This window comes from Epilithonimonas zeae (assembly GCF_023278365.1).
Lineage (GTDB): Bacteria > Bacteroidota > Bacteroidia > Flavobacteriales > Weeksellaceae > Epilithonimonas > Epilithonimonas zeae_A.
The window spans coordinates 794,295-811,214 of sequence record NZ_CP075338.1; the positions used below are offsets into that span (position 1 = coordinate 794,295).

The window sequence follows — 16,920 nt, forward strand, 5'->3', positions numbered from 1 at the left end:
GCCAATATTCATTATCCATTGAATCAATTTTTATTCAGCATATTATTACTAATTTCCAGATTACCACTCAGAATATTATATTTCTTTTCAGATATAATGTTCTTTCTCAATTATTATATCATAGGCTATAGAAAAGCAGTTGTTTTAGAAAATTTACGAAACTCTTTTCCCGAAAAGACGGAGAAAGAGATAAAAGAAATTTCTAAAAAATTCTTTTCTAATTTTTGCGATTATCTTGCAGAAATGCTAAAGGCTTTCACAATTAGTCATACAGAGTCACGTGTTAGAATGCAACATTTGAATCAAGATCTTTTCCATGAAGCAAAAGCCGAAGGTAAAAACGTCATCCTTCTTTCTGGTCACGTTTTCAACTGGGAATGGTTTAATGCGCTGGCAACACTTGTTCCTCAAAAAAATTGCCATCCAGTTTACAGAAAAATGAGCAGCAGTTTTTGGGAAGAGAAAATTAAAATGATTAGAAATCGATTTAATAATAAATCTTTAGAAGCCAACGAAGTTATTAAGCATATTTTCCGAACACCCAATAATGGAGAATCAATCTATATGTTTGTTGCAGACCAGACGCCACACGTTTTGCATGTAAATTACGGATTGAAATTTCTGAATCAAAAAACACCGGCTTTCATCGGTTATGATAAATTATCTACAAGAATGGATATGGCTTTCATTTATTGTGAAATGAAGAAAGTAAAACGTGGGTTTTATCAGGTTAATTACCATAGAATTTACCCAGATGGCGAAAAATTTGTGGAACACGAGGTGGTGAAAAAATTCCACGGCTTGTTGGAGAATACGATTCGAAAAAGACCGGATAATTGGCTTTGGTCACACAGAAGATGGAAATATAAAGATGCTATAAAAAACTACCAAGAATAATGACTGTAGCTATCGCAATCCTCAATTGGAACGGTAAAAGCTGGCTCGAAAAATTCTTACCATCTGTAATAGAACATTCTCAGGAAGCCGAAATTTATGTTATAGACAATGCTTCTACAGACGATTCTATTCAATTTTTGACGTCTAATTTTCCATCAATAAAAATCATACAAAATCAATCTAATTCTGGTTTTGCAAAAGGTTACAACGAAGGTTTAAAATCCATTAAAGCTGACATTTACTGCTTACTGAATTCCGATGTAGAAGTTACAGAAAATTGGATTTCTCCTATCACAAAATTATTTTTTGAAGACCAAAATATCGCAGCCATTCAACCAAAGATTCTGGATTATAATCAAAAGAACAAATTCGAATTTGCAGGTGCTGGTGGTGGTTTGATAGACAATTTAGGTTATCCTTATTGCAGAGGAAGAGTTTTTGATGACATCGAAACTGATAACGGACAATACGACGATGAAACCGAAATTTTCTGGGCTTCCGGCTGTTCATTATTTATCCGTTCAGAAGATTTTTGGAATATGAATGGTTTTGACGAAAGATTCTTCGCCCATCAGGAAGAGATTGACCTTTGCTGGAGACTGAAAAATGCTGGAAGAAAAATCTATTACACTGGAAAATCTATAGTTTACCACGTTGGTGGCGGAACATTAAACAAACAAAATCATAGAAAGACCTTCCTTAATTTTAGGAATAATTTGACAATGCTCGTTAAGAACCTCCCAGTTTACCAATTAGCTCCCGTAATATTTGCAAGATTAGTTCTTGATGGTTTTGCAGGATTATATTTTGGATATAAAAATGGATGGTCTCATCTTGGAGCAATCTTGAAAGCCCATTTTGGATTTTATGCAGCGATTCCTCAATCTTTAAAACTGAGACAAACACATCAAGTGAAAAATTACTATCAATCAAAATGGTTGATATTTAAACATTTTTTAGGTTCTAAAAATAATTAATTGATGGATTTCATTGCTTTAGATTTTGAAACGGCAACGCACGAGAAAAACTCAGTCTGCGAGTTGGGAATTTGCATTGTGGAAAATGGGCAAATCAAAGAAACCAAATCTTGGCTCATAAAACCACCTTCGTTTCCCTATTTCAATCATCACAATGTTGCTGTTCACGGCATTACACCTCAAGATGTGCAGCACGCTCCCACTTTTGCAGACGTTTGGTATGAGATAGAAAATCTAATGTATGGTAATCTGATTATCGCTCACAATGCTGCTTTCGATGCTAATGTTTTGCGAGGATGCCTGGACCATTACGGTTTTTTCAAACCAAATATGAACTATTTGTGCAGTATTGGAGTTGCAAAAAAAGCTTGGAAAGATTTGAAAAGTTACGGACTCAAAAGTTTGGCAGAATATCATCAAATCAATTTTAATCATCACCGCGCAGATGCCGATGCAGAAGTATGTGCGAAGATTTCTCTATTAAGTTTTGAGAGGCTCTTCATTACAAGAAACGATGAAGTTCGTGATGTTTTTAACAAGAAAATTAAGTTTCTTTAAAATATTAATTTGGGCAGCTTAATCCGCCTTCCACTCCCAAACCTAACGAAGTGGTTCGACGAAGTCAATCTTTCACTCCACTGCGTTGCGTAAAAAGGATTTCCGTTCAAGTCGGGCTGCTGCAATTCTATGTTCAGAAAGACATTTTGATTCGAAAATCAATTACTTAAAACCTCGGAAACCAAATTAAATTTTGGAATTTCAACTGCGAAATTTTCTTTACTATCACTTTCAAATTGGTAAGAACCTTCCATATTCCCCACCCCAGATTTTAGAATCACATTGGAAAAATAGGTAAAGGTTTCGCCTGACACCAGAACTGGAGTCAAACCAATAACGCCAGCGCCTTCAACCTCAGTAAAACCAAAGCCTAGGTCATAAATCATCCATTTTCTCCTAAGAAGCTTCACTGTTTCAGTTCCAAGATTTTGAATTTCAATATGATACTTGAAAACAAAACGGTTTTCAGAAGGATAACTGTTGAAATTATCATATTCTGCAGTAACGCTGACTTTTATTTCTGACGTAATTTTTGACACCATTTTTTATGAATTTAAAGGTAAAATACAAATATCTAGCCGAATATTGGATTAAAAAATCACAATTAAGTTAAATCGAATTCAATATTAATTAGATTTTATTCAATCGGTTAATTTTCTTAATTTTGTGTAATCTAAAAAAGTAAAAAGAAAGAAATGAATTCCTACAAAAATCCATTGGAAGAGCGCTATTCCAGTGAAGAAATGTTGTTTAATTTTTCGCATAACAACAAGTTCCAGAACTGGAGAAAGCTTTGGATTGCCCTTGCTGAAATCGAAAAAGACCTTGGCCTTGAAATCACAGACGAGCAAATCGCTGAATTAAAAGCCAATGCCGAAAACATCGATTATGAAAAAGCTGCCGAATATGAAAAAAAATTCAGACACGATGTAATGGCTCACGTTCACGCTTATGGTGATGTAGCGCCTTCTGCAAAAGGTATTATTCACTTGGGAGCAACTTCGGCATTTGTAGGAGATAATACAGATTTAATTCAGATTCGTGACGGACTTTTAATTCTAAAGAAAAAGTTGGTGAATGTGATGAAAAATTTATCTGATTTTGCGATTCAGTATAAAGATTTACCGACTTTAGGTTTCACTCACTTCCAACCGGCTCAGTTAACGACTGTTGGAAAAAGAGCGACACTTTGGTTACAGAGTTTAGTTCTTGACATCGAAGAGCTTGATTTCTTCCTGGAAACATTAAGATTCAGAGGAGTAAAAGGAACAACAGGAACTGCAGCAAGTTTCTTAGAACTTTTCAATGGAGATTATTCTAAAGTAAAACACTTAGATAAGGAATTATCAAAAAGATTCGGTTTCGAAAAAGTTTTTGGAGTTTCCGGACAGACTTATGACAGAAAAATTGATGCTAAAGTGGTAGCTTTATTAGGAAATATTGCTCAGTCTGCACATAAATTCACAAACGATTTACGTCTTCTTCAAAATCTGAAAGAAGTTGAAGAACCATTCGAGAAAAACCAAATCGGTTCATCGGCAATGGCTTACAAGCGTAATCCAATGAGAAGCGAAAGAATCGGAGCGTTGGCAAAATATGTGATGTCTTTAACGACAAGTTCTGCGATGGTCGCTTCAACACAATGGTTTGAAAGAACTTTGGACGATTCTGCAAACAAGAGGTTAACAATTCCTCAGGCGTTTTTAGCGGTTGATGCAATTCTATTGATCTGGAACAACATTATGAACGGAATCGTAGTGTATCCGAACAGAATCAACAAGCATATTATGGAAGAACTGCCGTTTATGGCGACGGAATACATCATTATGGAAGAGGTAAAAGCTGGTGGAGACCGTCAGGAAATCCACGAAGTGATTAGAGTTCATTCTATGGAAGCTTCCAAAAAAGTGAAAGAAGAAGGAAAAGAAAATGACTTGATCGAAAGAATTTTAAATGACGATTCTTTAAAACTAGATAAATCAAAATTAAAAGAGGTTCTTGATCCTAAAAACTTTATCGGCTTTGCACCGATTCAGACGGAAGAATTCATTGCCAATGAAGTCCAGCCGATTATTGAGGCAAACAAAGATCTGATAGGATTAGAGGCTGATCTTAAAGTATAAATATTGTGCAGTCTTTTCGGGCTGCATATTTTTTTAAAATTATACCTAAATTATTTATGACCAGAACGATTATTTCAGTTTTATTGATTTTAACCTGTCTCTTTTCAAAGGCTCAGGACAGAATTAATTTTACTGAAAAATTCAAAAAAGAGAATCAGGGAAAGTATAAAATTGAAATCAATGAGGCAAAGGAATTGATTCATATAATGCTGGCAATTACCAAATCCGGATTGGAAAATGATGATATGATTCAGCAGGAAGGTGTTTATTATAAAGATGTCATCTCACATTTTAAACCTTTTAAAGATGAAAAGATCATCAAAACTTTCGACTCTTTGCTGGTTGCTTCACCCTACAATTATATTTTTTTAACGGGAAATGGTATTTCCTATGATTTTAAAGGTGAGAAGCTCGTTAAAAATGAAATATTTGTCTTCCCGGCAACTGGTGTTTCAGGTATTAAAATCACTGAAAACCCAATTACGACTTACAAAAAAGAAATTGAAGATTTTGCGATAAAGTCTAAGTTTAGAGAATTTTACAAAAAACAGAAGCCGTACTATTCTCAAATTATTTCCGATTATGATAGAAAAGCTAATCTGGGCAAACAGTGGAAATGGCTGGAGAAAAATTTTAAAACCAAAATCAACAGCTACATCATCTTCTGTTCACCACTCATCAACAGTCTGAACTACACCGGAGATTTTGACAACAATAATTTTAAGCTGATCTATATGGTTTTGCCACCACTCGATAACTTTGAAAAACTTTCGGAGATTCAAAATGAGCTGTTCAATACAAGAGTAATGCTTACTGAGATTGACCACAATTATGTAAAAGCACCAAGTATCGCAAACAAAGAAGCTATTGATCAGTATTTTAAAGACAGGAAGATATGGACAGACGAAAATACAGAAGGCATTTTTGCCTATCCAAATCCGGTAAAAGTATTCGATGAATATATGACATATGGCGTTTTTGTTTTGTTCTGTGAAGATAATTATGATCAGAAAAATTTCCTTGAAACTAAGCAAAGCATCATTGCGCTGATGAAAGAAAGAGGTTTTCCGAAAATGCAGGAATTTACAGACAAGCTGCTGAAAGTTCGTGCAGAAAACCGTGATAAAAAAATTGACGATTGGTATCCCGAATTTTTAAAACAATTCGCTGAATAAAAAATAAATCTAATAAAATCCTGAACTTCGGTTCCTGAATCTAATAAAAAAATGAACAAAAGAATTTTCGTAGAAAAAAGAGGAATTTTCGATGTTGAAAGCCCAAAAATTTTTGATGAAGTAAAAGCGGTGGTTCCGTCGATCCAAAGCGTAAAAGTATACAACGTTTACGATATTTTTGGATTAAACGATGGTGAATTTGAAAAAGTGGTCAACAGTACTTTCGTGGATCCGGTTACTGATATTCTAATCGAGGAAAATCCTGCACAGGGAATTCATTTCGCCTTAGAATTTTTGCCAGGTCAATACGATCAGCGTGCAGATTCTGCTCAACAGTGTATCGCTTTACTGACTGGAAATGAGAAGTCTAAGGTAAGAAGCGGTAAATTAATCGAATTTGAAGGGGCTTCTGAATCTGATTTGGTGAAAATCAAAGATCTGCTTATTAATAAAGTGGAATCTCAGGAAAAAGATTTGTCAATTTTAGACATTCCTGCGGAAGAAACGCCATCAAAAGTTATTGTTCACGAAAACTTCATCAATTTTGATGATGCTCAGCTTGAAGAATTCTTTAATAAGCACGGTTTTGCGTTAGGTTTGGATGATTTGAAATTCATTCAGGAATATTTTAAATCGGAACAAAGAAATCCTACGGAAACGGAACTAAAAGTTTTAGACACGTATTGGAGTGACCACTGTCGTCACACGACTTTTGAAACGGAATTATCAAATATTGAATTTGAAGGACAGTTCAAACATACATTGGAAACGATTTTCAATGATTATATCGAAAAAAGAAAATTCTTAGGACGCGAATTGAAACCAATCTCTTTAATGGATCTGGCGACAGTTTGCGGAAGATATTTCCATAAAACAGGCAATTTGGAGAACTTGGTGGTTTCTGACGAAATCAACGCCTGTACAATCCAAATCGAAGCTGAATACGACGGTAAAAAAGAACCTTGGTATTTGTTATTCAAAAATGAAACACATAATCACCCGACGGAAATTGAGCCTTTTGGTGGGGCTTCAACGTGTTTGGGTGGTGCAATCAGAGATCCTTTGTCCGGACGTTCTTTCGTTTTCCAGGCGATGAGATTAACGGGTGCTGCGGATGTTCTGGAGCCTGTTGACCAAACTTTACCGGGGAAATTACCCCAAAAAACAATTACAAAACAGGCTGCAAACGGATATTCTTCTTATGGTAACCAAATCGGTTTGGCGACTACAATGGTTTCTGAAATCTATGATGAAGGCTACAAAGCAAAAAGAATGGAAGTTGGTTTCGTTGCCGGAGCGGTTCCTGTGGATTGGGTAAGACGTGAAAAGCCTGCAAATGGTGATTCTATCATCATTTTAGGAGGAGCAACCGGTCGTGACGGTGTTGGAGGAGCAAGCGGAAGTTCAAAAGAGCAGGACGAAACTTCTATCCATACGATGAGTTCTGAAGTTCAGAAAGGAAATGCGGTTGAAGAACGTAAAATCCAGAGATTATTCAGAAATCCTGAAGTAACGAGACTGATTAAAAAATCGAATGACTTCGGAGCTGGTGGTGTTTCTGTAGCGATTGGTGAAATTGCTGATTCTTTGGAAGTTAATCTGGATGTTTTACCTTTAAAATATGAAGGTTTGAACGGAACGGAACTGGCTATTTCCGAATCTCAGGAAAGAATGGCAGTTGTGGTTGAACCAAAAGATAAAGAAAAATTCATCAAGTTCTGTGAAGCTGAAAATATTGTAGCTGTTGAAGTGGCAAAAGTGACAGATTCTGGAAGAATGCAGATGTTCTGGAAAGGCGATAAAATTGTTGACCTTTCAAGAGAATTCTTAGATACGAACGGTTGTTCAAAAAGTCAGGAAGTTAAAATTACGCACCTGAATGAAGTAAAAGAAGAAACTCCGTCATTCAATGAGGAAAACTTTTTGAAAATTTTAGGAGATAAAAATGTTGCTTCTCAAAAAGGATTGCTGGAAATGTTCGATTCTTCTATCGGTGCGACTACGGTTGCGATGCCTTTAGGTGGAAAATACCAGCAGACTTTGATGGAAGGAAGTGTTCAGACATTACCGATCATCGGAGCAAAAGATATCGAAACAGTTTCTTTGGCAAGTTGGGGCTTTGATGCTGAAATTTCTAAACAGAACTCTTTGTTGGGAGCTTCTTATGCTGTCGTTGAAAGTGTTGCAAAAATCGTTGCGATGGGTGGCGATTATAAAAATATCAGATTCAGTTTCCAGGAATATTTTGAGAAATTAGGTCAGAACCCTGAAAAGTGGGGTAAACCTTTAGCTTCTTTGCTAGGAGCCTATGATGCTCAAATTAATTTTGGTTTAGCAGCGATTGGAGGTAAAGATTCAATGAGTGGAACGTATCAGGATCTGAATGTTCCGCCAACGTTGATTTCTTTCGCTTGTGCGAACGGAGAAAAGAAAAACATTATCTCTCCTGAATTTAAGAAGGCAGGAAATAAAGTGTATTTCTTCAATCATATCGCTCAGGAAAATGGACTTCCGAACTATGATGTTTTAAAAACTGTTTATGAATTTATTTTTGAAAACATAAAAGCTGGAAAAATCGTTTCAGTAAAAACGGTGAAAGAAGGAGGAGTTGCTGTTGCTTTAGCAAAAATGAGCTTTGGAAACAGATTAGGTGCTGAAATTAAAGTTGCTGAAAATTCTTTATTAGCGAAAAATATCGGAAGCTTAATCATCGAATCTAAGGAAGAATTGAGCTCTGTAAATCTTCAATTAATAGGAAAAGTTGTTGCAGACGAAGTTTTAACGATCAACAATCAACCAACAACCATTAACAAACTTTTGGCTGCAAACACAAATACATTTGAGAATCTTTTCCCAACGATTGAAAAAGAAAAAATCACGGTTGTAATTGATGAAAAATTAAACTCGATCAACCCAAGAAATATTATCATCAAAAAACACGGAATCGCTCAGCCGAAAGTATTTGCACCGGTTTTCCCGGGAACAAACTGTGAATATGATACACTGAACGCTTTCGCAAAAGAAGGAGCTGTTACAAGCAGCCTGCCTTTAATCAATATCAATCACCAGTTATTGGATGAAAGTATTGATGCTTGGGTAGAAGAAATTAAAACTTCTCAGATTTTGGCTTTCTCAGGAGGTTTTTCAGCAGGTGACGAGCCGGATGGTTCTGCAAAATTCATCGTTAACGTTTTGAAAAACGAAAAAATGAGAAATGCAGTTCACGAATTACTAGATAGAGACGGAATGATCATCGGGATCTGTAACGGTTTCCAGGCATTGGTGAAATCAGGATTGTTACCTTACGGAAGAATCAAAGATCTGGATGAAAATTCTCCGACTTTGGCTCACAACGCCATCAGAAGACACATTTCTCAGATGGTAAACGTAAGAGTTGTGAATGACGAATCGCCTTGGTTAAAAGGAATGAAAGATCAGGTGTTCACGATTCCGATTTCTCACGGGGAAGGTCGTTTTATGGCTTCGGAAGCGGAAATTCAAAAGCTGTATGAAAACGGACAGATTGCAACCCAATATTTAGATTTAGAAGGAAATATCGCTCACGGAATGCCGTTCAATCCAAATAACTCATTGTTCGGAATTGAAGGAATTACGAGTCCGGATGGAAAAATATTCGGTAGAATGGGACACCCTGAACGTTTTGCAGAAGGTTTAATGAAAAATATTCCGACTGCGAATTATCATAATATCTTCAAAAATGGAGTGGAGTATTTTAAGTAAGCTTTAAGTTTAGTTACTCAAATAACAATAAAAGGAAAATGACTGTCATTATTGGCAGTCATTTTTTTTGACAAATTGCAACATTTTTTCAATTCCCGCATCTTAATGATAGCAAGACCATCACAAACTATTATATGAAACTTAAATTATTATTAAGCTTATTTGCATTCAGTTCTATTGCAATATTTTCACAATCTTATAAAATAATCTACGATTTTAAATGGAAAACCGAAGAACATTCAAAAGATTATAACTCTGAGTTAACCGTTCTTTTAAAAAATGATGAGAAATCTTATTTCGAATCATTGGCAAAATTTAAGTATGATTCAATAAAAACAAAACTGGTAAAGCAGGGAAGCAGAAGTTTTCCGGCACCCAAACAGCAATGGAAACTACAGACTTTAATTTTTAAAGATTTAAAATCTCAAACAACAATTACTGAAGAAAACTTTTTCGATAAAGTTTATTTGACAACCTATCGTTGTAAACCCACCTGGAAAATCCTTCAGGAAAAAAGCAAGGTGCTTAATTATAATGTACAAAAAGCTGAGGCTGATTTTGGGGGAAGAAAATGGTTTGCCTGGTTTACCAATGAGATACCTATCAGTGACGGACCTTATAAATTTTACGGATTGCCCGGACTGATCCTGAAAATATCTGATTCGGAAGAGAATTTTATTTTCGAAATCAAAGGACTTACCAAAGAACAATATAATATTGAAGGACGCAATGCTTACGATTCCAAAGTCAACCTCACGCCTAAAAAATGGGACGTATTTTGGAAGAAATATCGCGAAGACCCATCGATGATTTTTGCTAATCTCAATTCTCCGAATAACACTTTTACTTATGTTTATAACGGCTTAAGTGTAGACAGTAAAGAAGCTAAAGAGATTTACAACAAGACCGAAAAAGAAAAAATCGATATTTTTAAAATTCCTATTGAAACCAAATCGTGTGAACATTAATTAAAAAATCAGAAAAAATATAAAAAACTGCAACATTTGGAATTGGTTTGCGTCTATTATATAGAACCATAAAAAAACGAATAACCTTTTGAAGACAAAAACAGAAAATATCAGTGACAAAGAATTGTTGGAGCGATGCAGTTCCGGAGACAATTCGGGGTATTCTCTACTCTATCATCGTTATTCTAAGGCTGTTTTCAATTCCATTTATCGTATCGTCAATGACAGAGAAGATGCGGAAGATATTCTTCAGGAGGTTTTTTTGAAAGCATTTTCTGAAATCAAATCTCTGAAAAATGTAGAAAGTTTCGGAGGTTGGATTAAGCGAATCGCCATCAATCAATCGCTCAATTATCTTCGGAAAAACAAAATCTATTTTACTGAAATTGAAGATGATAAAATATTGGACATAGAAGATGACGAGTTGGAAGCCAAGTTGGCTATGGAATCTCGTGTAAAAGAGCTTCAAAATATTATTGCAGGATTTCCTTTGCAGACCAGAACAATTATTAACCTTTATCTGTTCGAGGAAATGCCACAGGAAGAAATAGCAAAAGTTTTAAATATTCCGCACGGAACAGTAAGAAGTTATTACCATCGTGCCAAAAAGAAAATTTTTGAGAAATTAAATCCAAAACACTACAATGAAAGATTCGCTTAAAAAATATATTAATGACCATCGAGATGAATTCGACACTCTCGAAGTTCCTGATCAAATGTTTGATAAAATAATGTCCAAATTGGATAGTCCCACTCCATCTGTTGCAAAAACAGGTAAGATATTTTCTTTGAAAAATTGGGCTATTGCAGCTTCTGTTACAATCATATTAAGCTTAGGAATCTTTAACTTCTGGCAAGAAAAAGAAATCGATAAAACTGCTCTTGCAATAAAACAAACTCCTGAAAAAGAAGATGACATTCTAGATAATATTTCAATTCCTGAAAACAAATCAGAAATATCAAAAAAACAGACGGAATTAAAACAAAACACTACAAAAGTTCTTGCAAATAACAAATCTAATTATCCAAAAAAATCGATAAAAAACCAAGACTTTGTTTCGGATCATCGTATTGAAGATAAAAATTATTTTGATAAAACAAACGCAATAGAACTGATGGATAATCAATTTTCTGCCAGTTCCAGATTGCAAGGGATTGCTTTGATAAAAAATTTACCAGATTATGATGCAAAATTAATCGATTTGCTTTCCGAAAAAGCGATCTCAGACGAAAATACGAATGTAAGATTGGCAGCAGTTTCGGCTTTGGAAGCACAACAAAAAAATCCTGTCATAAAAGATAAAATTCAACAAATTTTTGTTCAACAAAATGACCCGATGGTTCAGAAAGAATTGATTTCTTTTTTGGCTGAAAAACAGCCATCAGAGTTGGATTCTGAAGTTCATACAAAACTTTTAGCACTCGTTAAAGATCCAACAACAGTAGATTTTGTGAAAGACGAAGCCTATTCTGTAATAATGAAATTTTAAAAGCTTTTAAATAAATAAACCCAATAAATTATTAACAAATTAAACATTATGAAAAAGATATATTTAATCATATTTGCTTTGATGACAATTTCCTTCCAAGCGCAGGAAAATACAAACCAAGCAAATACAACAAAAGAAAATTCGAAGACATATAAAGTCAATAAAAATAAAGGAAAACTACTCATTAATCTGGGAAAAGTAACAGTTGAAGGTTACAAAGGCAATGAAATCATTTTCTCTTTGGAAGGTAAAATGCCCATAGAAGACAAACGTGCAGAAGGCCTGCAGGTAGTGAATGCTTTAGGACTTACAGACAACACCGGACTAGGAATCAATGTTTCTGAAAAAGACGGCATTTTGGAAGTAAATCCCTTGAAAAAGATTTCGTCGCCATCGATTAAAATATTAGTTCCGGAGAATGTGATTGTTTCGTTTAAACATCAATCTCAATATGGAGAAAATATTGTTTTTAGAAATATGCAAAATGAGATTGAAATCGCGTCTACTTACAATAATATCCAGTTAGAAAATATTACAGGGCCTGCAACGGTGAAATCTATCTATGGAAATGTGGAAGCGGTTTTCAGCCAAAATGTAAAAGGTCCTTTATCCATTATTTCGGTTCACGGGCATACAGATGTCAGCCTTCCAAAATCTGTAAAAGCCAACCTAAAAGCAACAACTTCTTATGGCGAAATCTACATTTCCCCAGATTTTAAAATTGAGCAAGAGAAGAAAACAGAGGACGACTTGATTAAGTATGGCAATGATCTTATCGGGAAAGTGAATGGCGGTGGAACCGATATAGAAGTTCGTTCAGATTACAGTAAAATTTATTTGAGAGCGAAATGAAAAGGCTAATCATTTTTGTAATGGTTTACGTTTTCGGAATCATTACTGCACAAACAACGATTAACAGAAGTTTTGCTACGACTAAAAATCAAAATATCTCCTTGAAATTCGATTATCCTCAATTGATTAAAATCAGCACTTGGGACAAAGATGAAATTCAGATTTTGGGAACTGTCAATATCAATGATAATGAAAACAATGATGCTTTTCAAATCAAAGAATCGAAGGAAGGAAATGCTCTTGTTATCGAAGGAAACGTTTCTGAAATGGATAAAATACCGCATCGGATAACAGTTCACAAGGGAAATGAGAAATTAACTTTTAAATCCAAAGAAGATTATCAACAATATTCTAAAGCCAACGGAGTAACTTTCAACACGATGTCCAAAGGAGTTGATATCAATATTGAATTGGAAATCAAAGTTCCGAAATCTCTCAAAACCCAGATAGAAGCAAAATACGGTTTGGTAGAAGTTAAAAACTTCGGTGGAGAAATCAATGTTAATGCGCCTTATGGCGGTATTGATGCTACGATTGCAGAAAGAAATACAGGAAAGCTTTCGGCAGAAACATATTTTGGGCAAATCTATTCTAATTTGGATGCTAAATTTGGCGGAAAAGATTCGGATGATTTTCATACCTTAGTGAGTACAACGTTGGGAAACGGACCACAATACAGTCTTGAATCCAAATACGGAAATATCTATCTAAGGAAATAATTAAATGAAAAACGAAATCAATAATAAAAAAATGACTGTCATCAATGGCAGTCATTTTTCGAATATGGAAGGTTTCTACGAGGAAGTTTCCCAGCTTTTTATGAAAGATGAAGATTGGAAAGTCGGGACATTGGACGGTTTTGATGATGTTTTATATGGATTTCGCGGCGAAATTATCTGGAAAAATTCCCAAAAGTCGAGAGAAGATTTAGGCTTTGATTCAACCAAAGAATTCTACGAAAATAAAATTCAAATCGGAAAACCTTTCAACGTAGAATTAATTCAGCAAAAACTGGATGAATTGATCGATGGAAAAGGGCAAACTTTATTCGAAATTTTAATTGAAATTATTAGGTCGCATCAAAACATCAATCTGACATTAGCATAAAAGACAGCAAAATAACTATCAAATTAGTAACTATTTTCATTTAGCACAATCTTTGAATTATTCCGAAAAATTCAAGTTTATGAGTGCGGTTAATGTAAAAACGATATTGCTTAAAATATTAAAATGGTTGGGAATTACCATCGCTTCTATCCTATTTTTAATGTTCATCATCCCGATTTTATTTCCGGGAACTATTTCCCAACAGGTTAAGATTTTTGCGAACAAGCATCTAGCCGGAGAATTGGATTATAAGAAAACGCATCTTACTTTTTTCCGTCACTTCCCTTCTCTCACGGTTTCCGTAGACGATTTTATCCTGAAAGGCTCGAAACCATTTGAGCAAGATACATTGCTAGCAGCAAAAGATGTTTCTGTAGGAATCAATCTGAAGAATCTGATTTTTGATAGAGAAGTTAAAATCGATGAAATCTACGTCAATGATGCAACAGCCAATGTTTTTGTCAATTCTAAAGGTGAAGCCAACTATAACGTTTACATTTCCAAACCATCTGAGAAACCAAGAGATACAACCGGAGCCGGAGCTTCTGTCAAATTAGATTTAATCAAACTGAAAAACTGGAATATCAAATATAATGACCACGCAGCCAACGTTTTGGTCAACGCTAAAGGACTTAATTATACAGGAAAAGGTGGATTGAGCGAAGATATTTTTGATTTGGAAACCGATTTGGATATTGATAAAGTTGATTTTGCTCTGAACAGAATCTGGTATGCACAGCAGAAAACATTGCACGCAGATTTGATTACGAGAATCAACACCAATGCGTTAACTTTTGTATTGAGAAAAAATGAGCTCAGAATCAATGAACTTCCTTTAAAATTCACAGGTTTTGTGAGTATTTTGAAGGATGGATATAATCTTAATATAAATGCGGCTTCTGAGAAAACGACGATTCGGGATATGATTTCGGTTTTGCCTCCTCAATATCTGGATTGGGCAAAAGACACAAAAATTGAGGGAAACAGCGATTTGTTTTTCAGTTTGAAAGGTCGATTCAGTGAGCCAAAAAATTTGAAGCCAGATTTGAAGGCAAGTTTGAAAGTCAATAATGGTTTCGTTTCCAATAGCAACGCACCGGTTCCGATGAATAATCTTAATATGGATTTGAATGTCGATTTACCTTCGTTGGATACCGAAAAACTACTACTCGATTTGAGAACTTTGAGTTTTGATTTAGGCAAAAACAACAGCTTCCGGGCAGTCGTGAAAACGCAGGGATTGAACGAAATGAAAGTTAATGCCAACATCAAAGGTGCGGTTGATTTGGCAACTCTGGATGCAGCTTTGGGATTGAAAGATATTGAACTGAAAGGTCTTATGAATACGGATATTCAGTCGAATGGAATTTTCAGTTTGGATAAAAAATTATTTCCAAAAACGAAAGGTTATTTTAACCTGAAAAATGGCTGGCTGAAAACGAAATATTATCCAAATCCAATTCAGAACATCAATATTTTAGCGAATATCCATAACACCGACGGAACTTTCAAAAGTCTGGGTGTGAAGCTCGACCCTTTTAAATTTGATTTTGAAGGCAATCCGGTTTTCGTGAATGCAAATTTGCAGGATTTCGAAGATTTATTATACAAAGTCAGAGCAAAAGGAACATTGAATGTTGGCAGAATCTACAAAGTTTTCAAAAAAGAAGGTTTGGACATCAGCGGATTGATTATGGCAGATTTATCACTCAACGGACGACAAAGTTATGCGACAACCGGACAATACAGCAAGCTTGATAACAGAGGAAATCTCATCTTAAAAAATATAAAAGCTACAACCGAATATCTTCCGAAATCATTCTATATCAAAGAAGGTAATTTCGAATTTGAGAATGAGAAAATGTGGTTCAGAAAATTCTATGGTAACTACGGAAAATCCGACTATTCGCTCAATGGATATTTATTGAATACCATCAATTATTTCATTGAAAGAAAAGGAACCTTACACGGTAGATTCCATCTTAAATCCAATTATATTTTGGTGGATGAATTTATGGCGCTGAAAGAAGGTGATAATACAGACAAATCCCTTGCAGTAACCTATGCGAAGGAAGAGCACCCAAAAAGTAGTGGTGTTGTAATTGTCCCGACCAATCTAGACGTTTCTTTGGAAGCTAATGCCAAAAAAGTTGAGTTCAAAGGACTTGGATTGAACAACCTTGCAGGCTTGGCTTCGGTAACGAAAGGCGAAATTTATCTTAAAAATACAACATTTGATATCATCGGAAGCCGAATGGGAATCGATGCAAGATACCAGAATGAATCTCCCATTACTGCCAATTATGACGTAGCCTTGAAAGTCGATAATTTTGATGTTCAAAGGGCTTACAAAGAAATTGATATGGTGCGTGAAATGGCGACTGCTGCGAAAGATGTGAAAGGAATTGTATCTCTGGATTACAAACTGAAAGGCGATTTTGATGGCAATATGAAACCTATCTATCCATCATTGGAAGGTGGTGGAAATGTCAACTTAAAAGATGTAGAAGTCAAAAACCTAAAAATGCTTTCGGTAGTCGGAGACAATATTGGCGCCAATGCTTTTGATAATCCTGATATGAAAGGTGTGGATATCAAGACGAGCATCAACAATAATCTGATTCACGTGGAGCCGTTTACCTTTAAAGTTTCTGTTCTGAGACCGACGATTAGCGGAACTACAAGTTTCAATGGTCTATTGGATTTCAGAGTTAGAGTTGGTTTACCGCCAGGCGGATGGATTGGTTTCCCGATTGTTGTAACCGGAACACACGAGAAACCGAAAATCAAAATCTTCAGCAAAACCGGACAAGGGATTGTAGAAGCTTTATATAATACCAAATCTAACAAGGTTATCCGTGAAGAAAAACGAGCCGAGAAAAAATCCCGAGCACAACAACGAAAAGAAAAACACGCTCAGGAAAAGAAAGCCGAAAACGCAGAAAAGCAGATTGACAAAGATTTGAAGAAGAAATAAAAGGAAAGCTCCAATTGATTTGGAGCTTTTGTTTTAAATAAAAATATAATTATCT

14 protein-coding genes are annotated in these 16,920 nt (G+C 35.2%); 13 read left to right on the plus strand and 1 reads right to left on the minus strand.

What is annotated here, in order from left to right:
* The first annotated feature begins 18 nt into the window (after positions 1 to 18).
* The 3 genes from KI430_RS03345 to KI430_RS03355 are packed head-to-tail and all read left to right on the plus strand — an operon-like array spanning position 19 to position 2,432.
* Entirely contained in the window at positions 19 to 897 is an 879-nt protein-coding gene (locus KI430_RS03345; protein WP_074233998.1) for a lysophospholipid acyltransferase family protein, read from the plus strand.
* Positions 897 to 1,874, plus strand: coding sequence for a glycosyltransferase family 2 protein (locus tag KI430_RS03350; protein WP_248876862.1), 978 nt, complete (start codon positions 897 to 899; stop codon positions 1,872 to 1,874). Before KI430_RS03345 ends, KI430_RS03350 begins: the two co-directional genes overlap by 1 nt.
* 3 nt (positions 1,875 to 1,877) lie before the next feature.
* The gene (locus KI430_RS03355) at positions 1,878 to 2,432 is read left to right on the plus strand and encodes a 3'-5' exonuclease (RefSeq protein ID WP_248876863.1); all 555 of its coding nucleotides are present in this window, start codon (positions 1,878 to 1,880) and stop codon (positions 2,430 to 2,432) included.
* A 158-nt stretch (positions 2,433 to 2,590) separates the two neighbouring features.
* On the opposite strand, the gene apaG is transcribed toward KI430_RS03355, so the two are convergent.
* Entirely contained in the window at positions 2,591 to 2,974 is a 384-nt protein-coding gene (gene apaG / locus KI430_RS03360; RefSeq protein WP_248876864.1) for a Co2+/Mg2+ efflux protein ApaG, read from the minus strand.
* Between the two features lie 153 nt (positions 2,975 to 3,127).
* Between apaG and purB the strand changes: the two genes are divergently transcribed.
* The 10 genes from purB to KI430_RS03410 all read left to right on the plus strand — a co-directional run bounded on the left by purB (position 3,128) and on the right by KI430_RS03410 (position 16,865).
* Complete coding sequence (gene purB / locus KI430_RS03365) at positions 3,128 to 4,555, plus strand: adenylosuccinate lyase (RefSeq protein WP_248876865.1); 1,428 nt, start codon at positions 3,128 to 3,130, stop codon at positions 4,553 to 4,555.
* Between the two features lie 56 nt (positions 4,556 to 4,611).
* Complete coding sequence (locus tag KI430_RS03370; protein ID WP_248876866.1) at positions 4,612 to 5,730, plus strand: DUF4932 domain-containing protein; 1,119 nt, start codon at positions 4,612 to 4,614, stop codon at positions 5,728 to 5,730.
* A 51-nt stretch (positions 5,731 to 5,781) separates the two neighbouring features.
* On the plus strand, positions 5,782 to 9,471 hold the full coding sequence (locus KI430_RS03375; RefSeq protein WP_248876867.1) for a phosphoribosylformylglycinamidine synthase: 3,690 nt from the start codon (positions 5,782 to 5,784) through the stop codon (positions 9,469 to 9,471).
* A 134-nt stretch (positions 9,472 to 9,605) separates the two neighbouring features.
* Positions 9,606 to 10,439: a GLPGLI family protein gene (locus tag KI430_RS03380; protein WP_248876868.1), complete on the plus strand. Its 834-nt coding sequence runs from the start codon at positions 9,606 to 9,608 to the stop codon at positions 10,437 to 10,439.
* Positions 10,440 to 10,527: 88 nt separating this feature from the next.
* Positions 10,528 to 11,100 carry an RNA polymerase sigma factor gene (locus tag KI430_RS03385; RefSeq protein WP_248876869.1) on the plus strand — a complete coding sequence of 191 codons (573 nt, stop codon included), beginning with the start codon at positions 10,528 to 10,530 and terminating at the stop codon, positions 11,098 to 11,100.
* On the plus strand, positions 11,084 to 11,929 hold the full coding sequence (locus KI430_RS03390; RefSeq protein ID WP_248876870.1) for a HEAT repeat domain-containing protein: 846 nt from the start codon (positions 11,084 to 11,086) through the stop codon (positions 11,927 to 11,929). The genes KI430_RS03385 and KI430_RS03390 overlap by 17 nt, the downstream gene beginning before the upstream one ends.
* Positions 11,930 to 11,977: 48 nt before the next feature.
* Positions 11,978 to 12,781, plus strand: coding sequence for a DUF4097 family beta strand repeat-containing protein (locus KI430_RS03395; RefSeq protein WP_248876871.1), 804 nt, complete (start codon positions 11,978 to 11,980; stop codon positions 12,779 to 12,781).
* Entirely contained in the window at positions 12,778 to 13,500 is a 723-nt protein-coding gene (locus KI430_RS03400; RefSeq protein ID WP_248876872.1) for a hypothetical protein, read from the plus strand. The genes KI430_RS03395 and KI430_RS03400 overlap by 4 nt, the downstream gene beginning before the upstream one ends.
* 4 nt (positions 13,501 to 13,504) lie before the next feature.
* Positions 13,505 to 13,888 carry a ribonuclease inhibitor gene (locus tag KI430_RS03405; RefSeq protein WP_248876873.1) on the plus strand — a complete coding sequence of 128 codons (384 nt, stop codon included), beginning with the start codon at positions 13,505 to 13,507 and terminating at the stop codon, positions 13,886 to 13,888.
* 79 nt (positions 13,889 to 13,967) lie between these two features.
* The gene (locus KI430_RS03410) at positions 13,968 to 16,865 is read left to right on the plus strand and encodes an AsmA-like C-terminal region-containing protein (protein ID WP_248876874.1); all 2,898 of its coding nucleotides are present in this window, start codon (positions 13,968 to 13,970) and stop codon (positions 16,863 to 16,865) included.
* Positions 16,866 to 16,920 lie beyond the last annotated feature (55 nt).

Excerpts from the sequence above, each read along its gene's own strand:
- KI430_RS03380 (WP_248876868.1), top strand. The coding sequence starts at position 9,606 with ATGAAACTTAAATTATTATTAAGCTTATTTGCATTCAGTTCTATTGCA.
- KI430_RS03355 (WP_248876863.1), top strand. The coding sequence starts at position 1,878 with ATGGATTTCATTGCTTTAGATTTTGAAACGGCAACGCACGAGAAAAAC.
- KI430_RS03410 (WP_248876874.1), top strand. The coding sequence starts at position 13,968 with ATGAGTGCGGTTAATGTAAAAACGATATTGCTTAAAATATTAAAATGG.
- apaG (WP_248876864.1), bottom strand. The coding sequence starts at position 2,974 with ATGGTGTCAAAAATTACGTCAGAAATAAAAGTCAGCGTTACTGCAGAA.
- KI430_RS03375 (WP_248876867.1), top strand. The coding sequence starts at position 5,782 with ATGAACAAAAGAATTTTCGTAGAAAAAAGAGGAATTTTCGATGTTGAA.
- KI430_RS03350 (WP_248876862.1), top strand. The coding sequence starts at position 897 with ATGACTGTAGCTATCGCAATCCTCAATTGGAACGGTAAAAGCTGGCTC.
- KI430_RS03370 (WP_248876866.1), top strand. The coding sequence starts at position 4,612 with ATGACCAGAACGATTATTTCAGTTTTATTGATTTTAACCTGTCTCTTT.
- KI430_RS03400 (WP_248876872.1), top strand. The coding sequence starts at position 12,778 with ATGAAAAGGCTAATCATTTTTGTAATGGTTTACGTTTTCGGAATCATT.
- KI430_RS03395 (WP_248876871.1), top strand. The coding sequence starts at position 11,978 with ATGAAAAAGATATATTTAATCATATTTGCTTTGATGACAATTTCCTTC.
- KI430_RS03405 (WP_248876873.1), top strand. The coding sequence starts at position 13,505 with ATGAAAAACGAAATCAATAATAAAAAAATGACTGTCATCAATGGCAGT.
- KI430_RS03390 (WP_248876870.1), top strand. The coding sequence starts at position 11,084 with ATGAAAGATTCGCTTAAAAAATATATTAATGACCATCGAGATGAATTC.
- purB (WP_248876865.1), top strand. The coding sequence starts at position 3,128 with ATGAATTCCTACAAAAATCCATTGGAAGAGCGCTATTCCAGTGAAGAA.